19 protein-coding genes and 2 tRNA genes are annotated in these 20,125 nt (G+C 66.4%); 9 read left to right on the forward strand and 12 right to left on the reverse strand.

The genetic code is table 11. The annotated features are described in order from the left end of the window. Positions 1-16 precede the first annotated feature (16 nt). Entirely contained in the window at positions 17-433 is a 417-nt protein-coding gene (locus tag U870_RS0120530; protein ID WP_025159236.1) for an NUDIX hydrolase, read from the reverse strand. Positions 434-480: 47 nt separating this feature from the next. Between U870_RS0120530 and U870_RS0120535 the strand changes: the two genes are divergently transcribed. Beyond that, on the forward strand, positions 481-1,344 hold the full coding sequence (locus tag U870_RS0120535; RefSeq protein WP_025159237.1) for an Fpg/Nei family DNA glycosylase: 864 nt from the start codon (positions 481-483) through the stop codon (positions 1,342-1,344). A 15-nt stretch (positions 1,345-1,359) separates the two neighbouring features. On the opposite strand, the gene U870_RS0120540 is transcribed toward U870_RS0120535, so the two are convergent. Continuing rightward, positions 1,360-1,791 (reverse strand): rhodanese-like domain-containing protein, encoded by a 432-nt coding sequence (locus tag U870_RS0120540; RefSeq protein WP_025159238.1) that lies wholly within the window; start codon positions 1,789-1,791, stop codon positions 1,360-1,362. A gap of 93 nt (positions 1,792-1,884) precedes the next feature. Between U870_RS0120540 and U870_RS0120545 the strand changes: the two genes are divergently transcribed. After that, entirely contained in the window at positions 1,885-2,352 is a 468-nt protein-coding gene (locus tag U870_RS0120545; protein ID WP_025159239.1) for an Lrp/AsnC family transcriptional regulator, read from the forward strand. Between the two features lie 72 nt (positions 2,353-2,424). Beyond that, positions 2,425-4,776, forward strand: coding sequence for an arylsulfatase (locus U870_RS0120550; RefSeq protein WP_025159240.1), 2,352 nt, complete (start codon positions 2,425-2,427; stop codon positions 4,774-4,776). A 7-nt stretch (positions 4,777-4,783) separates the two neighbouring features. Here the strand turns inward: U870_RS0120550 and U870_RS0120555 are convergent. From U870_RS0120555 to dnaA, 10 genes are all read right to left on the reverse strand, one after another. Continuing rightward, a tRNA-Ala gene (locus U870_RS0120555) sits at positions 4,784-4,856 on the reverse strand. Between the two features lie 13 nt (positions 4,857-4,869). Continuing rightward, a tRNA-Ile gene (locus U870_RS0120560) sits at positions 4,870-4,946 on the reverse strand. 66 nt (positions 4,947-5,012) lie between these two features. After that, complete coding sequence (locus U870_RS0120565; protein WP_025159241.1) at positions 5,013-5,426, reverse strand: DUF3566 domain-containing protein; 414 nt, start codon at positions 5,424-5,426, stop codon at positions 5,013-5,015. Beyond that, on the reverse strand, positions 5,416-7,974 hold the full coding sequence (gyrA, locus tag U870_RS0120570; RefSeq protein ID WP_025159242.1) for a DNA gyrase subunit A: 2,559 nt from the start codon (positions 7,972-7,974) through the stop codon (positions 5,416-5,418). The genes U870_RS0120565 and gyrA overlap by 11 nt, the downstream gene beginning before the upstream one ends. 43 nt (positions 7,975-8,017) lie before the next feature. Then, positions 8,018-10,027 carry a DNA topoisomerase (ATP-hydrolyzing) subunit B gene (gene gyrB, locus U870_RS0120575; RefSeq protein WP_025159243.1) on the reverse strand — a complete coding sequence of 670 codons (2,010 nt, stop codon included), beginning with the start codon at positions 10,025-10,027 and terminating at the stop codon, positions 8,018-8,020. A 123-nt stretch (positions 10,028-10,150) separates the two neighbouring features. After that, the gene (locus U870_RS0120580; RefSeq protein WP_025159244.1) at positions 10,151-10,645 is read right to left on the reverse strand and encodes a DUF721 domain-containing protein; all 495 of its coding nucleotides are present in this window, start codon (positions 10,643-10,645) and stop codon (positions 10,151-10,153) included. Then, positions 10,638-11,804: a DNA replication/repair protein RecF gene (recF, locus tag U870_RS0120585; protein ID WP_025159245.1), complete on the reverse strand. Its 1,167-nt coding sequence runs from the start codon at positions 11,802-11,804 to the stop codon at positions 10,638-10,640. The genes U870_RS0120580 and recF overlap by 8 nt, the downstream gene beginning before the upstream one ends. 14 nt (positions 11,805-11,818) lie before the next feature. Continuing rightward, entirely contained in the window at positions 11,819-12,706 is an 888-nt protein-coding gene (gene gnd, locus U870_RS0120590; RefSeq protein WP_025159246.1) for a phosphogluconate dehydrogenase (NAD(+)-dependent, decarboxylating), read from the reverse strand. Positions 12,707-12,741: 35 nt separating this feature from the next. Beyond that, on the reverse strand, positions 12,742-13,887 hold the full coding sequence (gene dnaN, locus U870_RS0120595; RefSeq protein ID WP_025159247.1) for a DNA polymerase III subunit beta: 1,146 nt from the start codon (positions 13,885-13,887) through the stop codon (positions 12,742-12,744). A gap of 522 nt (positions 13,888-14,409) precedes the next feature. Then, on the reverse strand, positions 14,410-15,834 hold the full coding sequence (dnaA, locus tag U870_RS0120600; protein WP_025159248.1) for a chromosomal replication initiator protein DnaA: 1,425 nt from the start codon (positions 15,832-15,834) through the stop codon (positions 14,410-14,412). A 454-nt stretch (positions 15,835-16,288) separates the two neighbouring features. On the opposite strand from dnaA, the gene rpmH reads away from it, so the two are divergent. The 6 genes from rpmH to rsmG are packed head-to-tail and all read left to right on the forward strand — an operon-like array spanning position 16,289 to position 19,406. Continuing rightward, on the forward strand, positions 16,289-16,426 hold the full coding sequence (rpmH, locus tag U870_RS0120605; RefSeq protein WP_025159249.1) for a 50S ribosomal protein L34: 138 nt from the start codon (positions 16,289-16,291) through the stop codon (positions 16,424-16,426). A gap of 9 nt (positions 16,427-16,435) precedes the next feature. Then, the gene (gene rnpA, locus U870_RS0120610) at positions 16,436-16,804 is read left to right on the forward strand and encodes a ribonuclease P protein component (protein ID WP_025159250.1); all 369 of its coding nucleotides are present in this window, start codon (positions 16,436-16,438) and stop codon (positions 16,802-16,804) included. Between the two features lie 15 nt (positions 16,805-16,819). After that, positions 16,820-17,200 (forward strand): membrane protein insertion efficiency factor YidD, encoded by a 381-nt coding sequence (gene yidD / locus U870_RS0120615; protein WP_025159251.1) that lies wholly within the window; start codon positions 16,820-16,822, stop codon positions 17,198-17,200. Between the two features lie 9 nt (positions 17,201-17,209). After that, the gene (gene yidC, locus U870_RS0120620; RefSeq protein WP_025159252.1) at positions 17,210-18,184 is read left to right on the forward strand and encodes a membrane protein insertase YidC; all 975 of its coding nucleotides are present in this window, start codon (positions 17,210-17,212) and stop codon (positions 18,182-18,184) included. A gap of 8 nt (positions 18,185-18,192) precedes the next feature. After that, a complete protein-coding gene (locus U870_RS0120625; RefSeq protein WP_025159253.1) occupies positions 18,193-18,762 on the forward strand; it encodes a protein jag in 570 nt (189 codons plus the stop codon). Between the two features lie 14 nt (positions 18,763-18,776). Next, positions 18,777-19,406: a 16S rRNA (guanine(527)-N(7))-methyltransferase RsmG gene (rsmG, locus tag U870_RS0120630; protein WP_025159254.1), complete on the forward strand. Its 630-nt coding sequence runs from the start codon at positions 18,777-18,779 to the stop codon at positions 19,404-19,406. Positions 19,407-20,125 lie beyond the last annotated feature (719 nt).

Below are 20,125 nucleotides of genomic sequence, written 5' to 3' on the forward strand. Positions count from 1 at the left end.
CCGCCGGACGGCGTCGTCAGCGCAGTCCGGCCATCCCCAAGGCCACGTCGACCAGGTCGACGCGCCGGTTCGGGATGCCCGTGAGGGCGAACCACGCCGCCTCGTCGGTGGAGCCGTCGAGCTCGTTCGTCAGCCTGCCGCCGACCACGGATGCGCGATAGACGATCCGGAGCGCGTGAAGCGGGCCGGCGTCCGGCACGAACCGCTGCTCGGCGGGAACCACCTTCGAGTCGATGCCGAGCAGATCGCCGGCAACGGCCTCGTATCCCGTCTCTTCGGCGATCTCACGGACGACGGCGTCGATCGGATCCTCGCCCGGATCGATCCCTCCGCCCGGCAGGGTCCAGCCCGAGCGCCCGCCCTCGTTCCAGTGGGCGAGCAGGATCCGACCGTTGTCGACGATCACGCCGTATGCCGCAACCCTGATATCCATGGCGACACCCTACTGCCGTTGTCGGAGGAGAAGGGCAGACTGGGGTGGTGCCCGAACTTCCGGAAGTCACCGCACTCGCCGCCGACCTCGACCGGCGGCTGGCCGGACGTGTCATCGATCGGCTGAGCATTGCGGCGTTCGCGGCGCTCAAGACCGTCGATCCCCCGGTCGACGCGCTGCACGGGCTCACCATCGCGGGAGTCTCGCGTCACGGCAAGTTCCTCGACATCGCCGCGGGCGACCTCCACGTCGTCGTCCATCTGGCGCGGGCCGGCTGGATCCGCTGGCGCGACGCCCCTCCGCCTCCGCCCTCCGGCCGTCCGGGCAAGGGCCCGCTCGCCGCCCGCCTGGTGCTCGACGACGGGGCCGGTTTCGACATCACGGAGGCAGGCACCAAGAAGAGCCTGTCGCTCTCCGTGGTGCGCGATCCCGCCGAGGTCCCCGGCGTCGCGCGACTCGGACCGGACCCGCTCGATCCCTCCTTCACGCGCGACGTCTTCGCCGCGATCCTGGCCGCACAGGGGCGTGCCCAGATCAAGGGCGTGCTGCGCAACCAATCGCTGATCGCCGGGATCGGCAACGCCTACTCGGACGAGATCCTGCACGTGGCGAAGATGTCGCCGTTCAAGCCCGCGACGATGTCCGACGATGAGCTCGACCGGTTGTACGACGCCGTGCAGTGGACGCTGCGCGAGGCGCTCGCCCGCGCCGACGGCCTCGCCGCCTCCGAGCTCAAAGGCGAGAAGAAGTCCGGCCTGCGCGTCCACGGCCGCACCGGCCAGCCGTGCCCCGTCTGCGGCGACACCATCCGGCAGGTCATCTTCGCCGATTCCACGCTGCAGTACTGCCCCACCTGTCAGACCGGCGGCAAGCCGCTGGCGGACCGCGTGCTCTCGCGGCTGCTCAAGTAGGAGTCTCGGCCGGCGTCAGCAGGCGCAGCTCACTCCATCGGCCGGTGCCGTGAGCGGATCGGGCGTCCGGGTGATCACGCCGTGCTCGTCCTCGACCGGCAGGCCCTCCCGTGACCAGTATTCGAAGCCGCCGATCATCTCGCGCACCTCGTAGCCCTGCAGGCTGAAGGCGAGCGCCGCTTTCGTCGAGCCGTTGCACCCCGGTCCCCAGCAGTACACGACGACGGGTGTGCCCGCGGGCACGAGCGCGCCGGCCCGGCCCGCGATCTCCGCGGTGGGCAGGTGTACCGCTCCCGCCGCACGTCCCTGACGCCAGGCGCCCTCGCCACGGGTGTCGATCAGTGCGAACGCCTCCCCGGCCAGCTGCGTCGCGCGCACATCGGCGGGGTCGGTCTCGAAGCGCAGCTTGGCGGCGAAGTGGCGGGTGGCGTCGGACGAATCGGTCATGCACACAACGCTAGAGCGGTGGATCATCGAACTGAACAGACGATCCACGGTCTTCCCGGGATCACGCCGTCGATCCCGTGGAAGAATCTGCGCATGGCCGTCAATCCACCGTTCGAGGTCGATCCCGTCGACCGCTCCCTCCTCGCCGAGCTCCAGCGGGACGGCCGACAGTCGATCGCCGAGCTCGCGCGGACCGTGCACATGTCCGGCAGCGCGGTCGCCGAACGCGTCCGTCGTCTCGAGGAGGCCGGGGTCATCGCCGGATACCGCGCGCTCGTGGATCCCGAGCGGCTCGGCTACGGCATCCTCGCGTTCCTGCGCCTGCGCTACCCGAGCAGTGTCTACACCCCGCTCCACGATCTGCTCGCGGAGACGCCGGAGGTCGTGGAGGCCCACCACGTCACGGGCGACGACTGCTTCATCCTCAAGGTGGTGGCCACATCGATGCGCCACCTCGAGCGGGTGAGCGGAAAGGTCGGAACGCTCGGCAGCGTGACGACGAGCATCGCCTACTCGAGCCCGTTCCCGACACGCGCGATCGAACCGCCCCACGACCGCTGAGTCGCCGCGGCGGGCGCCCGGTCGGTTGGATCCAGTCTCGACGCACCGGCGCCGAGTGGTCAGAATGCTCGTATGACTGACGCGTCGACGACCGCAGGTCCCTCGATCCCGATCCCCGATCCGCCCTTCGAGGGTGTCGTGGGCACGACCTACCAGGAGTCGACCGCCGCGTGGCCGGCTCTCCCGCAGCCCGGCCCGGACGCGCCGAACATCGTGGTGATCCTGCTCGACGACGTCGGTTTCGGGCAGGCGTCGACGTTCGGCGGCCTGATCCCGACCCCGAATCTCGACACGCTCGCGTCGGAAGGGCTGCGCTACAACCGCTTCCACACGACGGCCGTCTGCGGGCCGTCCCGTGCGGCGCTGCTCACCGGGCGCAACCACCACGACGCCGGCAACGGCTTCCTGATGGAATGGGCGACCGGGTTCCCGAGCTACACGACGATGATCCCCCGATCGACCGCGACCATCGCCCAGGTGCTCAAAGCCAACGGCTACGCGACCTGGTGGTTCGGCAAGAACCACAACACCCCCGACTGGGAGACCAGCGTGGCCGGTCCTTTCGACCGCTGGCCGACCGGACTCGGCTTCGAGTACTTCTACGGCTTCAATGCCGGCGAGACGCACCAGTACTACCCGGTGCTGTTCGAGAACACGACGCCAGTGGAACCCGACCGGGGTCCGGACGAGGGCTACCACCTCATGACGGATCTGACCGACCGAGCCATCTCGCGGATGCGCTACGCGAAGTCCGTCAGTCCGGACAAGCCGTTCTTCCTCTACTTCGCCCCGGGAGCGATGCACGCCCCGCATCATGTGGCCAAGCCGTGGCGGGACCGGTTCGCCGGCGCGTTCGACATGGGCTGGGAGAAGTATCGGGAGCAGGTCTTCGAGAATCAGAAGAGGATGGGGATCGTTCCGCCCGACAGTGGGATCAGTCCCCGCCCCGACTGGGTGCAGGAGTGGGACACGCTCTCGCCGGAACAGCAGCGGGTCTACTGCGCCCTGTTCGAGAACTACGCGGGCTACTTCGCCTTCACCGACCACGAGGTGGGGCGATTGCTGGACGCGATCAAGGGGCTGCCGGACGCGGACAACACGCTCGTGCTCTACATCGTCGGTGACAACGGCGCGTCCGCGGAGGGCGGGCCGGACGGCACGCTGGACGAGATCAAGAACCTCAACGGGATCGTGCCGACGATCGACGAGATCCTCGCCGATCTGGACAAGCTCGGCGGCCCCGAGACCGAGCCGCACTATCCGATCGGGTGGGCCTGGGCCGGGAACACGCCGTTCCAGTGGGTCAAGCAGGTGGCCTCCCACCTCGGCGGCTCGCGCAACCCGATGGTGGTCAGCTGGCCGGCGCGGATCGCGCCCGACCCGCGGCCACGCGATCCATTCCTGCACCTCGTCGACATCGCTCCGACGCTGTACGAAGCCGCCGGCGTCGAGATGCCGGGAACCGTGGACGGCATCGACCAGCTGCCCCTCGCCGGACGATCCTTCCTCTCCAGCTTCACCGACCCCGCCTACGAGGGCCGGACCGAACAGTACTTCGAGATCATGAGCAATCGCTCGATCTATCAGGACGGCTGGAAGGCCAACGCCCAGCACACCCTCCCCTGGCGGCAGGACATCGCGCCCGGAGGCTGGGAGCACGACCGGTGGGAGCTCTACCACCTCGATCAGGACTTCACCGAGGCCAGCGACCTCGCCGACCGGCATCCGGAGAGGGTCGAGCAGCTCAAAAGGACGTTCGACGAGGCGGCGGAGCGGTACCACGTCTATCCGCTCGACGACCGCGGGGTCGGACGGCTGCTCCAGCCGAAGCCGCACCCACCCGGGTCCGCGGCGGACGCCACCCGCTTCACCTTCTATGAGGGCGCCACGCGCCTTCCGGAGACGGCGGCTCCCTCGATGAAGAACCGGAGCTGGACGCTGGAGGCGCGGCTGCAGACGAACGGCGGCCAGACGAGCGGCGTGATCATGGCGATCGGCGGAGTCGCCGGCGGCATGTCGCTCTACGTCGAGGACGGGGTGCCCACCTTCGTCTACAACTACTACGGCGTCTACACCTCGGTCACGTCGCCGGATCCGCTCAGCGTCGGAGCCGGTGTGGTGCGGGTCGCCTTCGACTACGACGGGGGTGGGATCGGCAAGGGCGGGACGATCACGCTCTCGGTCGACGGTTCACCGGTCGCGCAGGCGCACGCCGACAGGACGGTGTTCGCGCGATTCGGCATCGACACGTTCGGCATCGGCGAGGACACCGGGCAACCGGTGACGCCCGCCTATCGACCTCCGTTCGCGTTCACGGGCCGCATCGACCGCGTCGACATCGAGCTCGCGCCGATGGAACTCACCGCGGAGGATCACGCGACGGTCCGCACGACCGAGACGAAGGCCGCTCACAGGAGGGAGTGAAGGAGGGTGGAGCCTAGGAGATTCGAACTCCTGACATCCTGCTTGCAAAGCAGGCGCTCTACCAACTGAGCTAAGGCCCCGGGTGGGTGTACATGGTGGGGATACGAGGACTTGAACCTCGGACCTCTTCGTTATCAGCGAAGCGCTCTAACCGCCTGAGCTATATCCCCGAATGGGCAACAGATTAGAGGGTACCTGATCTGCCACCGCAAACGAAATCGAGCAGGGCTCGATCGTCAGTTGTTGGTGAAGCCGACGAGCAGGCCGCCGGTGATCTTCACGGAAAGGTTGTAGAGGAGCGCGAAGACCGCGCCGAGTGCGGTGACCACGACGATGTCGAGGATGGCCACCACGAGCGAGAAGCCCATCACCTGGCCGAGGCCGAGTACGGCGCGCAGGTCGCCGCCGCCGGCGCCGGAGATGTCCTTCACCAGGCTGTTGACCTGGTCGAAGATCCCGGTCCGGTCGAGCACGGTCCAGATCAGGAAGGTTCCCACGATCGCGATGATCGCGAGGCAGATCCCGGCGAGGAAGGAGAGCTTCACGGTCGACCAGAAGTCGATGTACACCAGCTTGAGCCGCACCTGCTTGGAGGATGCGGGCCGGCGCGACGACTTCTTGGCCAGTTTCTCGGCGACGCTACTGCTCATCTACGGTCTCTTCCTTCCCGACGGCCTCCGATTCTGACCCATCAGTCTGGTCGTCCGCTGGATCCTGCGAATCGAGGTTGCGTTCGGTGTTCTTTGCCAGAGCGATGATCTTGTCGGTCTCGGCGAAACGTGCAAAGACGACACCCATGGTGTCGCGGCCCTTGGCAGGTACCTCGGCCACGGCAGAGCGTACCACCTTGCCGCTGGCAAGAACCACCAAGACCTCGTCGTCCTCGTCCACGATCAGAGCGCCCACGAGATCGCCGCGATCATCGCTCAACTTGGCCACCTTGATGCCCAGTCCGCCACGGTTCTGCAGGCGGTACTGGTCGGCGGAGGTGCGCTTGGCGTACCCGCCCTCGGTCACGACGAAGACGAACCCCTCGTCGGAGACCACGGACGCGTCGAGCAGGCTGTCCTCCCCGCGGAAGTGCATTCCGATCACACCGGAGGTCGAGCGACCCATCGGTCGCAGCGCCTCATCCGAGGCGGTGAAGCGGATGGACATGCCCTTGCGCGAGACGAGCAGCAGGTCGGAGTCCTCCTCCACCAGGAGTGCCGAGACGAGCTCGTCCTCCTCGCGGAGCTTGATCGCGATGATGCCGCCGGAGCGGTTGGTGTCGTACTCGCTCAGCGCGGTCTTCTTGATCAGCCCGTCACGGGTGGCGAGCACCAGGTACTTCGCCGCCTCGTAGTCCCGGATGTCCAGGATCTCGGCGATCTCCTCGTCCGGCTGCATCGCGAGCAGGTTGGCGACGTGCTGGCCCTTCGCGTCGCGGCCGGCCTCCTGCACCTCGTACGCCTTGGCGCGGTAGACCCGGCCCTTGTTGGTGAAGAAGAGCAGCCAGTGGTGGGTCGTCGTGACGAAGAAGTGGTCGACCACGTCCTCCCCGCGCAGCTGTGCGCCCTTGACGCCCTTGCCGCCGCGGTGCTGCTGACGGTAGTTGTCGCTGCGGGTCCGCTTGATGTAGCCGCCACGGGTGACGGTGACCACCATCTCCTCTTCGGGGATGAGGTCCTCGACGCTCATGTCGCCGTCGAAGCCGAACATGACCTCGGTTCGGCGGTCGTCGCCGAACCGGTCGACGATCTCGGTGAGCTCCTCGCTCACGATCGTGCGCTGACGGGTCGGGTCGGCGAGGATCGCCTTGAGTTCGGCGATGTCGAGCTCGATCTGATCGTGCTCCTCGATGATCTTCTGGCGCTCCAGTGCGGCGAGACGTCGCAGCTGCATCGTCAGGATGGCGTCGGCCTGGATGTCGTCGACGTCGAGGAGGGTCTTCAGTCCCTCGCGCGCGTCCTCGACCGTCGGCGAGCGGCGGATGAGCGCGATGACCTCGTCGAGCGCATCGAGCGCCTTGAGATAGCCGCGCAGGATGTGCGCCCGCTCCTCCTTCTTCCGGAGGCGGAACTGCGTACGCCGGACGATGACCTCGATCTGGTGGTCGACCCAGGCGGTGATGAACCCATCCAGGGCGAGGGTTCGCGGCACCTTGTCCACGATCGCCAGCATGTTGGCGCCGAAGTTCTCCTGCAGCTGCGTGTGCTTGTACAGGTTGTTGAGCACGACCTTCGCCACCGCGTCGCGCTTGAGCACGATGACGAGACGCTGGCCGGTGCGGCCCGAGGTCTCGTCACGGATGTCGGCGATGCCGCCGACGCGGCCGTCCTTCACCAGCTCGGCGATCTTGATCGCCAGATTGTCCGGGTTGACCTGGTACGGCAGCTCGGTGACGACCAGGCAGACCCGGCCCTGGATCTCCTCGATGCTGACGACGGCCCGCATCGTGATGGAGCCGCGGCCGGTGCGGTAAGTGTCCTGGATGCCCTTGACGCCGAGGATCTGCGCGCCGGTCGGGAAGTCCGGTCCCTTGATCCGCTTGATCAGCTCCTCCAGGAGCTCCTCGCGGGAGGCTTCCGGGTGGGCCAGGTGCCAGAGCGCGCCGTCGGCGACCTCGCGGAGGTTGTGCGGCGGGATGTTCGTCGCCATGCCGACCGCGATGCCGACCGAGCCATTGACGAGCAGGTTCGGGAAGCGGCTGGGGAGCACGGCCGGCTCCTGGGTGCGCCCATCGTAGTTGTCCTGGAAGTCGACGGTCTCCTCGTCGATGTCGCGGACCATCTCGAGCGCAAGGGGCGCCATCTTCGTCTCGGTGTACCGCGGAGCGGCGGCCCCGTCGTTGCCCGGCGAGCCGAAGTTGCCCTGACCGAGCGCGAGCGGGTAGCGGAGGCTCCACGGCTGCACGAGACGCACGAGCGCGTCGTAGATCGCCGAGTCGCCGTGGGGGTGGAACTGACCCATCACATCGCCGACGACACGGGCGCACTTCGAGAACGCCTTGTCGGGGCGGTACCCACCGTCGAACATCGCGTAGATCACGCGACGGTGCACGGGCTTCAGGCCGTCGCGCACCTCCGGCAGCGCGCGACCCACGATCACGCTCATGGCGTAGTCGAGGTAGGAGCGCTTCATCTCCGCCTGCAGGTCGACCTGGTCGATCCTGCCGTGGATGCCGAAACCGGCGCCGGCGTTGTCTTCGTCCGTCACGATGTTCTCTCCCGTGGTGCCGTTCTCGTCGGGCGTCGATTCATCAGATGTCAAGGAACCGCACGTCCTTCGCGTTCGTCTGGATGAACGAGCGGCGCGACTCGACGTCCTCGCCCATCAGCGTGGCGAAGATCTCGTCGGCGGCGGCCGCATCGTCGAGCGTCACCTGGAGCAGCGTGCGCGTCTCCGGGTTCATGGTGGTCTCCCACAGCTCCTTGTAGTCCATCTCACCCAGACCCTTGTAGCGCTGCACGCCGTTGTCCTTCGGGATGCGCTTGCCGGCGGCGAGGCCGTCCGACAGATACGCGTCGCGCTCCCGGTCGGAGTACACGTACTCGTGCTCGGCGTTCGACCACTTGAGGCGGTAGAGCGGCGGCTGCGCCAGGTAGACGTAGCCGAGCTCGATCATCGGCCGCATGTAGCGGAACAAAAGGGTCAGGAGCAACGTCGTGATGTGCTGGCCGTCGACGTCGGCGTCGGCCATGAGCACGATCTTGTGGTAGCGCGCCTTCTCCGGGTTGAAGTCCTCGCCGATGCCCGCGCCGAACGCGGTGATCATCGCTTGCACCTCGTTGTTCGCGAGCGCACGGTCGAGCCGGGCCTTCTCCACGTTGAGGATCTTGCCGCGAAGCGGGAGGATCGCCTGCGTCTCGGGATTGCGGCCCTGCACGGCGGAGCCGCCTGCGGAGTCGCCCTCGACGATGAAGATCTCCGAGAGAGTCGGGTCCTTCGACTGGCAGTCCTTGAGCTTGCCGGGCATCCCGCCGCTCTCGAGCAGCCCCTTGCGGCGTGCGGTCTCCCGCGCCTTGCGGGCGGCGATGCGGGCGGTCGCGGCCTGGAGCGCCTTGCGGATGATCTCCTTGGCCTGGTTCGGGTTGCGGTCGAACCAATCGGCGAGCTGGTCGCCGACGACCTTCTGCACGAACGCCTTGGCCTCGGTGTTGCCGAGCTTCGTCTTCGTCTGCCCCTCGAACTGCGGCTCCGAGAGCTTCACCGAGATCACGGCGGTGAGACCCTCGCGCACGTCGTCGCCGGAGAGGTTGTCGTCCTTCTCCTTGAGGATGTTCTTCTCGCGGGCGTACTTGTTCACCAGGGTGGTCAGCGCCGCTCGGAAACCCTCTTCGTGGGTTCCACCCTCGTGGGTGTTGATCGTGTTGGCGTAGGTGAAGACACTCTCGTTGTAGCTCGTGGTCCACTGCATGGCGACCTCGAGCGCGATCTTGCGCTCGGTGTCCTCGGACTCGAACGAGATGATCTCGTCGTGCACGACCTCGGCCTTCTTGGCGGAGTTGAGGTAGTGCACGTAGTCGGTGAGACCCTGCTCGTAGAGGAACACCTCGCTGCGCGCGGTGAACTCCTCACTCTCCTCCTCGATCTCGCCCTCCACGGGAATGATCTCGGGAGCGCGCTCGTCGGTGATCGCGATGCGGAGCCCCTTGTTGAGGAACGCCATCTGCTGGAAGCGGGTCCGCAGCGTGTCGTAGTCGAAGACGGTCGTCTCGAACGTCTGCGGGCTGGGCCAGAACGTGATCGTCGTGCCGGTGCGGTCCGACGCCTCGCCCTGCTCGAGCGGCGCCTGCGGCACACCGTCGCGGTAGCTCTGCCGCCAGACGGAACCCTGTCGGAAGACCTCGACGTCGAGCCGCGACGAGAGCGCGTTCACCACCGAGCTGCCGACGCCGTGCAGACCGCCGGAGACGGCGTATCCGCCGCCACCGAACTTGCCGCCGGCGTGCAGGATCGTGAGCACGACCTCCACCGTCGACTTCTTCTGCACCGGGTGCTCGTCCACGGGGATGCCACGGCCGTTGTCGATGACGCGCACGGCGCCGTCGGCCAGGATCGTGACCTCGATGTTGTCGGCGTGCCCGGCGAGCGCCTCGTCGACGGAGTTGTCGACGATCTCGTAGACCAGGTGATGGAGACCCCGTGGACCGGTGGAACCGATGTACATTCCGGGTCGCTTGCGGACGGCTTCGAGACCCTCGAGGATCTGGATCTCATTCGCGCCGTAGTCGTGTTCCGCCTCGGCCCCGTTCGGTTCCATCGTCATATGAAATTAGGCTCCTGACCGCACTCAACAGTGACTCTCCATTCTACCAAGCGCGGGCTGGGGAAATGGCGGAAAATGCCCTTCTGACGCGTTTTCTTCGCGCGGGCTACCTCTTTTGTGCACTCAGCCGTAAGTATCGCGTGGGCCGCGCCCTGGAATCGACCTGGGACCGCGTTTCCACGAGGGGGCGTCCGGTCCCTGGAAGCGGATCGACTGGATGTCGGCCTCCGGGAACCTCTCGCCGATCCGGACGAGCAACTCGGAGCGCATCATCCGCAGCTGCGTCGCCCACGCCGTCGACTCGCACCGGACGACCAGGACGCCGTCCGTGATGGCGTCCGGAACGGCGTGCTTCGCCGTCTCCTCCCCCGCGAGCTCACGCCATCCCTCCAGGAGATCGGACTGCGCGAGCGCGGACGTCCAGCCGAGCTGAGCGGCCAGGGCGTCGACCACGTCGCCCAGCCCGCGCGGATCGCGGCCGGCGGTGAACGGCTTGCTGCCGCCCACCTCGTCGTCGCGCACTTTCGCGCGGCGGCTGCGCACAGGGGTCCCGGTGAAGAGTTCCTTCATCCGGAGGTAGACCAGGCTCGCCTCGCTCGGACCCGTGCTCTCAGGCATCGGTGGCCTCCACCACCGCCCCGGCCTCGATCCGCACCGTGTGGGCGGCGAGCTCGGGCGGGACGTCGTCGTAGACCGCCGCCGTGATGAGCACCTGCTCGTAACCGGATACGGCGGTTGCAAGCATCCGACGTCGCGACTGATCGAGCTCGGCGAACACATCGTCGAGGATGAGGACCGGGTCGCCGGTGCTGGATTCGTGCCGCAGCAGCTCAGCCGACGCCAACTTGAGGGCGAGGGCGAAGGACCAGGACTCGCCATGGCTCGCGTAGCCCTTGGCCGGCAGGCCGTTGAGCTCGAAGAGCACGTCGTCGCGATGCGGTCCGACCAAGGTCAGCCCCCGCTCCAGCTCCTTCGGACGAACCGTGGCGAGTCCCTGGCGGAAGACGTCCGCCGTGTCGACACCGGATGACTCGGTTACGACATCGTTGTCCTCTTCGTCCTCGTCGTCGACGTGGGCGCCGCGGATCGTGAGCTGCGGGAGGAGGCGCGGATGGTGGTCGTCGCCGGCGACCGAACGATAGGCGGTCACGAGGGGTTCGCTCAGTCGGGCGACGAGATCCAGCCGGGCATCGATCAGCTCGGAGCCCAGAGCGACGAGCCGATCGTCCCAGATGTCCAGCGTCCCGAGCTGGTCGGCTTTGATCCGCGACGCCCGCGCCGACTTCAACAGGGTGTTGCGCTGCTTGAGCACGCGCTCGTAGTCGGCGATCACCGCGGCATAGCGCGGGTTGCGCTGGATGAGCAGCTGGTCGAGGAACCGGCGACGGATCCCCGGCTCGCCGCGCACCAGCGCGAGATCCTCCGGGGCGAAGAGCACGCTCGAGAAGTACCGCGGCAGTTCCCGTGGCTTGATCGCCGAACGGTTGACCTGCGCGCGATTGGCGGTGCTGCGGTTGAGCTGCACCTCCACGAGCAGCTCGCGCTCTTCGTGCTGGATGCGGCAGCGGACGATCGCGGCGTCCGCCCCCTTGCGGATCATGGCCTGGTCGCTCGACACCCGATGCGACCCGAGGGTGCTCAGGTAGCCGAGCGACTCGACCAGATTCGTCTTTCCCTGGCCGTTGCGGCCGACGAAGAGATTCGCGCCGGCCGCGAACGGCACCTCCGCGGTGCGATAGTTGCGGAAGTCGGTCAGGGAGAGATGTGTAACTCGCACAGAGGGTTAGCTCGTCAGTCGACGGCCTTCACCGCGTGGCCGCCGAACTGGTTGCGCAGAGCGGCGACGGCCTTCATCGCGGGCGAGTCCGTCTGGCGGGAGACGAAGCGGGCGAAGATCGAGGCGCTGATCGTGGGCACGGGGACGGCGTTGTTGAGCGCCTCCTCCACGGTCCAACGGCCCTCGCCCGAGTCCTGCACGAAGCCCTCGATGTGCTCGAACTCCGGGTCCTGTTCCAGGGCGCGCACCAGGAGATCGAGCAGCCAGGAACGCACGACGGTTCCGCGCTGCCACGCCTTGAAGGTGCCGGTGACGTCGTGGATGATGTCCTTGCGCGTGTCGAGGAGTTCGTAGCCCTCGGCATACGCCTGCATCAGCGCGTACTCGATGCCGTTGTGCACCATCTTCGCGTAGTGGCCGGCGCCCACGTCGCCGACGTGGACGAAGCCCTCCTCGCGCGGACCCTCCGGTCGCAGCGCATCGAAGACGGGCATGACGCGCTCGACCTGCTCTTTGGAACCGCCGACCATCAGCCCGTAGCCGTTCTCGAGACCCCAGATGCCGCCGGAGACGCCGGCGTCCATGAAGTCGATCCCCTTGGGGGCGAGCAGCTCGGCGTGCGTGAAGTCCTCGGTGAAGCGGGAGTTGCCACCGTCGATGACGAGGTCGCCCTTCTCCAGAAGCGGCTCCAGGTCGCGGATGACGGAGTCGGTGATCTCGCCGGCCGGGACCATGACCCAGACGGTGCGCGGCGCGGGGAGCGCGGCGACCAGCTCGGCCAGGGTCGGGACGTCCGACACCTCGGGATTGGTGTCGTAGCCGGTGACCTCGATGCCGTTCTTCTCGAGACGGGCACGCATGTTGTTGCCCATGCGTCCGAGACCGATGAGGCCGATGTGCATGATTGTCCTTCTTCTCTCGTGGAGTGGGACCGTTCCTAGCGCAGGAGCAGGTTGGGCTGCAGCAGGTACTTGTAGGAGTCCGAGCCCGCCTGGTCCTTGGAGGTCTGGCTCGTGATGAGCACAGGTCCCGGTTTGTTGGGGTTCTCGGTCTTGGTGAAGGAGATGCGCACGAATTCGGAGTGCACGGCACCGAGACCATCGAGCAGGAACTGCGGCTTCAACGAAACCACGGTCTCCTGGCCTGTGAGGAGAGCGTCGATGCTCTCGGATGCTTGAGCCTGCTCGGAGCCGATCGCTTCCAGCGTCAGTCCGTCGGCGGTGAAGGTGTAGCGGAGCGCGGCTTCGCGCTCGAGGACGAGGGCGACACGACGGGTCGCCTCGATGAGTTCGGCGGTGTTGAGCACCGCGTGGTTGTCGACCTGCTCCGGGAAGAGGCGGCGTACCGGCGGGAAGTTGCCCTTGATCAGAAGCGACGTCACGGTCTTCTTGTCCGCCGTGAAGGCGATCAGCTCCCGATCGTCGCGGTTGGTGATCGAGACCGACACGGTTCCGCTGTGGCCGAAGGTCTTGCCGATCTCCGTCAGGGTGCGGGCGGGCACGAGGGCGGTGTGGGTCTCCCCCGAGGTGGTGCCGTTGTCCCAGTCGATCTGCCGGACGGCGACGCGGTACCGGTCCGTGGCCACCAGACCGAGCGTGTTGTCGCCGACCTCGAGCTGGACGCCGGTGATGACCGGGGTCACATCGTCGCGCGAGGCGGCCACGCCGACCTGTGCCACGGCCTCGGCGAATTCCTCGGCCGGCACCAGGCCGGCCTCTCCGCTGACCTGCGGGATGCTCGGATATTCCTCGACGGGCATGGAGAGCAACGTGAAGTTGGCCGATCCCGCGCGCACGCTGATCTTGGCGTCCTCGGTGGAGAACTGCACCGGCGCATTGGGGAGTTTGGAGGCGATCTCGGCCAGAAGACGACCGGAGACCAGGACGCGACCGGGCTCTTCGACCTCGGCGGGGATCTGCGTCTGTGCGGAGACCTCGTAGTCGAACGACGACAACTGCAGCCCTGAGTCGGTGGTCTCGATGAGCACGCCGCTGAGGATGGGCAGTGTCGTCCGCTGCGGAAGGAGCTTCACTGCGAAGGAGACGGCCTCGCTGAAGACATCCCGGTTTGCTTGGAACTTCACGAAGTCACCCCTGCCAGCTGACGGATACGGATCGAAAGAATCCTAGCGCGTGCCCTCTGGGCGAGAAGTTTGTCATTCGTTCGAGCGCTTGAGGTTGTCGCCCGGCCTTAACTGAGAAGAGTTAATCATTAATCGTGTTAACCGCTGTGGAAACTGTGGATAACTTTGTGGAGGCCTGGAAATCACAGGGAACTACAGTGGTGCGACTTGTTGATGAGCTGAGGAATCCGCCTGTTCACTCGCATCCCGAGTGGAAGTCCTCGGAGGTCCTTTTCACAGGCGGTCGTCGTTCGTCCCCATTAAACGACGGAGTTTCCGGAACTTCTCCACAAGTTATCCACACGTGTTAATAACGAACTCTCCCCACTCTGGGGATAGATCTGGGGATAACTCGTCCCGCACTCGACGTCGACGCCCGGCGTGGCGCGCGTCGGCATCGAGCGATCGGCCGTCGCCGCGCCGCGGTCTCAGACCGATGGTCGTGGCCGGGGCGGATGGGTTGCCGGACGGAGCGGAGCGTCGCTACTTGCCGTAGCGGTGGTTCTGCTTGATGCGGCTGGTGAGCTCGGTCACCTGGTTGTAGATCGAGCGCCGCTCCTTCATGAGCTCGCTGATCTTCTTGTTCGCGTACATCACGGTGGTGTGGTCGCGTCCACCGAAGAGCTGACCGATCTTCGGGAGGGAGAGATTGGTCAGCTCGCGGCACAGATACATGGCGATCTGGCGTGCCGTCGCGACGGCCTGCGACCGGCTCGAGCCGTAGAGGTCGTCGACGCTGAGCTTGAAGTACTCGGCCGTGTTGGTGATGATGTCCGTCGGCGCGATCACATTGTCGTCGTCGAGCGTGATCAGATCCTTGAGCACCGTCTGCACGAGCGGCATGTCGACGGGGGTGCGGTTGAGGCTCGCGAACGCGGTGACGCGGATGAGCGTCCCCTCGAGCTCGCGAATGTTGCTCGACACCTTCGAAGCCATGAATTCGAGGATGTCGTCGGGCACCTGGATCTTCTCGCTCTGCGCCTTCTTGCGCAGGATCGCGATGCGGGTCTCGAGGTCGGGCACCTGGACGTCGGTGATCAGGCCCCACTCGAACCGCGAGCGCATCCGGTCCTCGAACCCGGTGAGGTGCTTCGGCGGCAGGTCGCTGGTGATGACGACCTGCTTGTTGTGGTCGTGCAGCGTGTTGAAGGTGTGGAAGAACGCCTCCTGCGTCTCCACCGCACGCTGCAGGAACTGGATGTCGTCGATCAGCAGGATGTCGATGTTGCGGTAGCGCGCCTGGAAGGAGGAGCCGCGGTTGTTCGCGATCGAGTTGATGAAGTCGTTGGTGAACTCCTCACTCGACACGTACCGGACGCGGATGCCGGGATAGAGGCTCATCGCGTAGTGGCCGATGGCGTGGAGGAGGTGGGTCTTGCCGAGCCCCGAGTCGCCGTAGATGAAGAGGGGGTTGTAGGCCTTCGCCGGCGCCTCGGCCACGGCGACCGCGGCCGCGTGCGCGAAGCGGTTCGACTGGCCGATGACGAAGTTGTCGAAGCTGTACTTGGAATTGAGACGCGTGTCGCCGTTGCGCGGCGGTGCGGTGATCTCGGTCGGAGGGGAGACCATCGGGGTCCCGGCCTCCAGATATGGTGCGGCCTCCGCCTCGACCGGGCCGGCCATCGTCTCCTGCTGGATCTCTGGGTTGACCACGATGGCGAAGGTGTTGACCGCGAGGGTCTCGTCGAGCGCACCGATGGCGCTGAGCAGCGGGACTCGGCTGCGCTGCTCGATCATGCCCCGGGTGAACTCGTTGGGGACCTCCAGATAGAAGGTGCCGGCCATGATCCCCTTGGGCTCGACCAGACTGAGGAATCCGTAGAGCTGCGGGGTGATGCGATCGTCCGTCTCAAGCTTTCCCAGCACGGATTGCCATGCCGCAGAAATGGACTCTTCGCCGCCTGCCATCGTTCCCCGTCTTCGCTTTCATCTGGATGCCGTCGGCCGAGAGACAGAAGTCGTCCTCGGGATGACTCGGGTCAGGCCGGCGGCGTGCTCGCCGCCCGGAGGTATTCACAGAGTTATCCACCGCTGCGTGTGCAATACCGTAGCGATCTCCGGCCTTTTTTGGATGGGCTGGGGATAACTTTCGCCCTCACGCTAACTTGTCCACAGGATGTGGATCAAATTCGGCTGCTGGAATACGTCGCCGAAACACGGCGCGTCGTTGCGAAGCATCCTGCAAATCCCGTGCATAATCAGTGGATTTGACTCGATCGGTTTGACCTCGGTCCTCTATAGGCCGTAGTTTTAATCAGTTGACTTCAGCCGTTCAGGCTGCCCTGAAACTTTTCTGGCCTCCCCGTGCTGGTTACATCCATCAGCACCGGCCTGCGAAGCGACCACCACGGAGATAGAGATTATGAGCAAGAGAACGTTCCAGCCGAACAACCGCAAGCGTGCCAAGAAGCACGGCTTCCGCCTCCGCATGCGTACGCGTGCCGGCCGCGCCATCCTGTCGGCTCGCCGCTCCAAGGGCCGCGAGAAGATCTCGGCCTAGACCCGACCGGTGCTCGCGAAAGCCAATCGCATCACGCGGGGGGCGGACTACCGGGCGACGGTGCGCAAGGGTTCCCGTTTCACCGCGGAGAACACGGTCGCGTACGTCCGTCCGAACTCCGACCCCGACGTGGTGCGATTCGGTTTCATCGTGAGCAAGGCCGTCGGGAACGCCGTGCGCCGCAACCTCGTGCGCCGCCGCCTCAAGGCGGCCGCTTACGAGCTGGTCCCGGCGCTTCGCGAGAGCGCGGCGACGGTGGGCGGAGTGGACATCGTGATCAGAGCATTACCAGCTTCTGCGGAGGCGCGGTGGGCTACCCTGCACGAAGAGGTCAGCCGAGCCGTCAGCCGCTACGTTCGCCGTAGTTCCACCAGATAAGGGCAGTGTCCGTCCATGTACGCCGCGATCACCGCAGTTCTGCTCGTTCCGCGGAACATCGCCGTGCTGATCCTGCGAGCGTATCGCGCGGTCATCTCACCGCTCTACGGAGACGTCTGCCGCTACTACCCCTCGTGCTCGTCTTACGCGCTGCAGGCCATTCAACAGCACGGAGTGATCGTGGGGAGCGCTCTGGGAGCGCGCCGCATCGCCCGCTGCCATCCGTGGGCGGCGGGAGGGGTCGACGACGTCCCCGCGAAGAAGATGCAGCGCTATCGCGTCACCCCCTTCGGTTTCGTCGTGGCTCGACGTGCGGACAGCACGGGACCGAACGGCTTCACCCGGCCGGGCGGCGCCGGCGGGCAGCACAGTATTCTTAGCCACGGAAAGGCTTAGTAAGCAGACATGGACTTCATCGGTACGATCCTCTGGCCCATCAAATGGGTCGTGGAGCTGATCCTGGTCGCCTTCCACTGGCTGTTCTCGCAGATCGGGCTCGACCCGGCCGCCGGACTCACCTGGGTGCTGTCGATCGTGGGCCTCACCGTCGTCGTCCGCGCCGCCCTCATCCCGATCTTCGTCCGTCAGATCAAGAACCAGCGCCGCATGCTCGAGGTGGCGCCGCAGCTGAAGAAGATCCAGGACAAGTACAAGGGCAAGAAGGACCAGTTCTCGCGTGAGGCCATGTCCCGCGAGACCATGGAGCTGTACAAGAAGACGGGCACGAACCCGCTGAGCTCCTGCCTCCCGCTCCTGCTCCAGATGCCGATCTTCTTCTCGCTGTTCCAGGTGCTCAACGGCGCCCAGAGCGGCCACGCCGGCGTCGGCCCGCTCAACGAGGCGCTCGCGGTCCAGTTCGGCGGTGCCAGCCTGTTCGGTGTGGCTCCGCTGCACCAGAGCTTCCAGGGCGCGATGAACGCCAACCCGCCGCAGGTCGTCGTCATGGTCATCGCCGCCGTGATGGTCGTGCTGATGACCGGCTCGCAGTTCCTCACCCAGCTGCAGATCGTCTCCAAGAACATGTCGCCGGAGACCAAGGCCAGCCCGCAGTTCAAGCAGCAGCGGATCCTGCTCTACCTGCTCCCCTTCGTGTTCCTGTTCTCGGGCTTCGCCTTCCCGCTCGGTGTCATGTTCTACTGGCTCACCTCGAACATCTGGACCATGGGCCAGCAGTTCCTGGTCATCCGCAACATGCCGACCCCCGGTTCCGACGCCGCCAAGGCGCGTGAGGCCCGCCTCGCGAAGAAGGGCAAGCTCGTCGCGCAGGACGGCTCGATCGTCCTCACCATCGAAGAAGCGCAGCCGGAGAAGCCCATCACCACGCAGCGGGTTCAGCCGGTGAGCAAGAACCGCGCCAAGAAGCAGGCCGGAAAGAAGTAGGGACAGCCATGACCGACGTGCAGACCGAGACGAATTCTCTTCCGACCGCGGACGCCGAGATCGAGGAGGCCGCGACGACGGCGCCCGAACTCGCCGACGGTGAGAGCTCGGAGCCGACGCCCGGAGAGCTCGACCGTGAAGGCGACATCGCCGCGGATTACATCGAGGAGCTCCTCGACATCGCCGACATCGACGGCGATATCGACATCGACGCCCGCAATGGACGCGCCTACATCTCGGTGAACGCGGAGGACGGCACCAACCTGCAGCTGCTGTCGAAGCCGGACACTGTCGCCGCCCTGCAGGAGCTGACTCGTCTCGCCGTGCAGAACCAGACCGGCGGTTTCTCGCGACTGATCCTGGACATCGCCGGTTCGCGCGATGCCCGCCAGGCGGAGCTCGGGATCCTCGTGGAGCGGGCGATCGCCCGGATCGACGAGGGCGCTGCCGAGGCGGCGCTGCCCCCGATGTCTTCGTACGAGCGCAAGCTGGTGCACGACATCGTCTCCGACCGGGGCTTCGTCTCGAACTCGCGTGGCGAGGGTCGTGACCGTCACACGGTCATCACCGCGGCCTGATTCCGCGCGCCGCCGTGACGGATTCACTCGAGGCCGAGCCCGCCGCCGCTGCGCTTCTCTTCGGCGCACGCCTGGATGTTGCTCGAACGTTCACTGAGAACCTTGCCGCGCAGGGCGAGGAGCGTGGGCTGATCGGTCCGCTCGAACTCCCCCGGCTCTGGTCCCGCCACATCCTGAACTGCGCGATCGTCGCTCCGCTGCTCCGGCCCGGCGTGGTCGGCGACATCGGCAGCGGCGCCGGACTGCCCGGTCTCGTTCTGGCGATCGCTCGTCCCGATGTCTCGTTCGTGCTCATCGAGCCGATGGAGCGCCGGATCGCCTGGCTCAGCGAGCAGGTCGACGAGCTCGGACTCTCGAATGTGCATGTCGTCCGTGCCCGTGCCGAGGACGTGAAGCTGGAGGCTCCGCTGGATCAGGTCACCGCGCGGGCCGTGAGCGCTTTCCGCAAGCTCCTTCCCCTCACCGCCCCGCTCCTGAGGGACGGCGGCGAGCTCGTCCTCATGAAGGGTGCCGGCGCGCAGGCGGAGGTCGACGCGGCCGCCAAGGAGATCCGCCGGTTCCGCGTCCACGACGTGACAGTCGAGGTCCTCGGCGACGGCGTCCTCGATGAGGTCACCCGGGTCATTCGCGCCACGGTGCGCTGAGGGCGGCGCCCGCGACCCGGTTTTCGACCGGATATCGGTGCCGGCCAAGCGGATTCCGAGCGGATCGCCGCGGTGGCTTCATGCGCAGAATGGCTCTGTGAGCGCGGAAGCAGGGTGTTTCGGCGCTGAGAGAGCCATCCTCCGGGCGTTTCGAGAGACTCGGGCGCAACGTTTTCGGCTGTTTTTCGGCTGTTTCTCGTCCCGAGGTGCACGATGTGAGGCCCGATCGCGTCGCACCAGTGCCGTTTCCCTCGACCTGTTCGGTAGCGGTGGATGGAGGTCGCGCGTCCGTTCCGCTGAGTGGGAGGTATGGATGTCGATGCACTCCCCCGACAGCGTGGAGGTCGACCGGTGAACCGCTCGGTGCGAGTTCGTCGGCGCTGTCCGGGCGATCGGTCCGTCCATGTTTCTGCGCGCTGCCGGCTGGGGTAGCGCTCCCGTCGCGGACGCCGGCAGGATCGTGCGCTGCAGGATCTTCGGTCCGCAGCGCGCGGAAGACGCGGACGCGGCCTCGGCGGTGATCGGCCCGCCCGCCCTCTTCGGCTGCTCCGGCAGGTTCCCGTCGATCTCCTTCGGCTCTGCCTGCCCCGCTCCCCCATTCTGCTACTCTCTCGCTCCCCCGCTCTCTCGCGCGTTGGCCGACGCGCGCGGCGCGCGGTGTCGCCGGAGTCGGTCTTCGGGTGGCGGACCGAAGGGAGCTCGGGCTACATCCTGTGGTC

It is taken from the genome of Leifsonia aquatica H1aii (assembly GCF_000633535.1).
GTDB classification, from domain to species: Bacteria; Actinomycetota; Actinomycetes; order Actinomycetales; family Microbacteriaceae; genus Leifsonia; species Leifsonia aquatica_A.

Bases quoted from the DNA above. Each gene is read 5' to 3' on its own strand.
- gyrB (WP_025159243.1), bottom strand. From the start codon at position 10,027: ATGACGATGGAACCGAACGGGGCCGAGGCGGAACACGACTACGGCGCG.
- U870_RS0120530 (WP_025159236.1), bottom strand. From the start codon at position 433: ATGGATATCAGGGTTGCGGCATACGGCGTGATCGTCGACAACGGTCGG.
- gnd (WP_025159246.1), bottom strand. From the start codon at position 12,706: ATGCACATCGGCCTCATCGGTCTCGGACGCATGGGCAACAACATGCGT.
- U870_RS0120540 (WP_025159238.1), bottom strand. From the start codon at position 1,791: ATGACCGATTCGTCCGACGCCACCCGCCACTTCGCCGCCAAGCTGCGC.
- U870_RS0120550 (WP_025159240.1), top strand. From the start codon at position 2,425: ATGACTGACGCGTCGACGACCGCAGGTCCCTCGATCCCGATCCCCGAT.
- yidD (WP_025159251.1), top strand. From the start codon at position 16,820: ATGTACGCCGCGATCACCGCAGTTCTGCTCGTTCCGCGGAACATCGCC.
- U870_RS0120580 (WP_025159244.1), bottom strand. From the start codon at position 10,645: ATGCCTGAGAGCACGGGTCCGAGCGAGGCGAGCCTGGTCTACCTCCGG.
- dnaA (WP_025159248.1), bottom strand. From the start codon at position 15,834: ATGGCAGGCGGCGAAGAGTCCATTTCTGCGGCATGGCAATCCGTGCTG.
- yidC (WP_025159252.1), top strand. From the start codon at position 17,210: ATGGACTTCATCGGTACGATCCTCTGGCCCATCAAATGGGTCGTGGAG.
- rpmH (WP_025159249.1), top strand. From the start codon at position 16,289: ATGAGCAAGAGAACGTTCCAGCCGAACAACCGCAAGCGTGCCAAGAAG.
- U870_RS0120625 (WP_025159253.1), top strand. From the start codon at position 18,193: ATGACCGACGTGCAGACCGAGACGAATTCTCTTCCGACCGCGGACGCC.
- U870_RS0120565 (WP_025159241.1), bottom strand. From the start codon at position 5,426: ATGAGCAGTAGCGTCGCCGAGAAACTGGCCAAGAAGTCGTCGCGCCGG.
- U870_RS0120545 (WP_025159239.1), top strand. From the start codon at position 1,885: ATGGCCGTCAATCCACCGTTCGAGGTCGATCCCGTCGACCGCTCCCTC.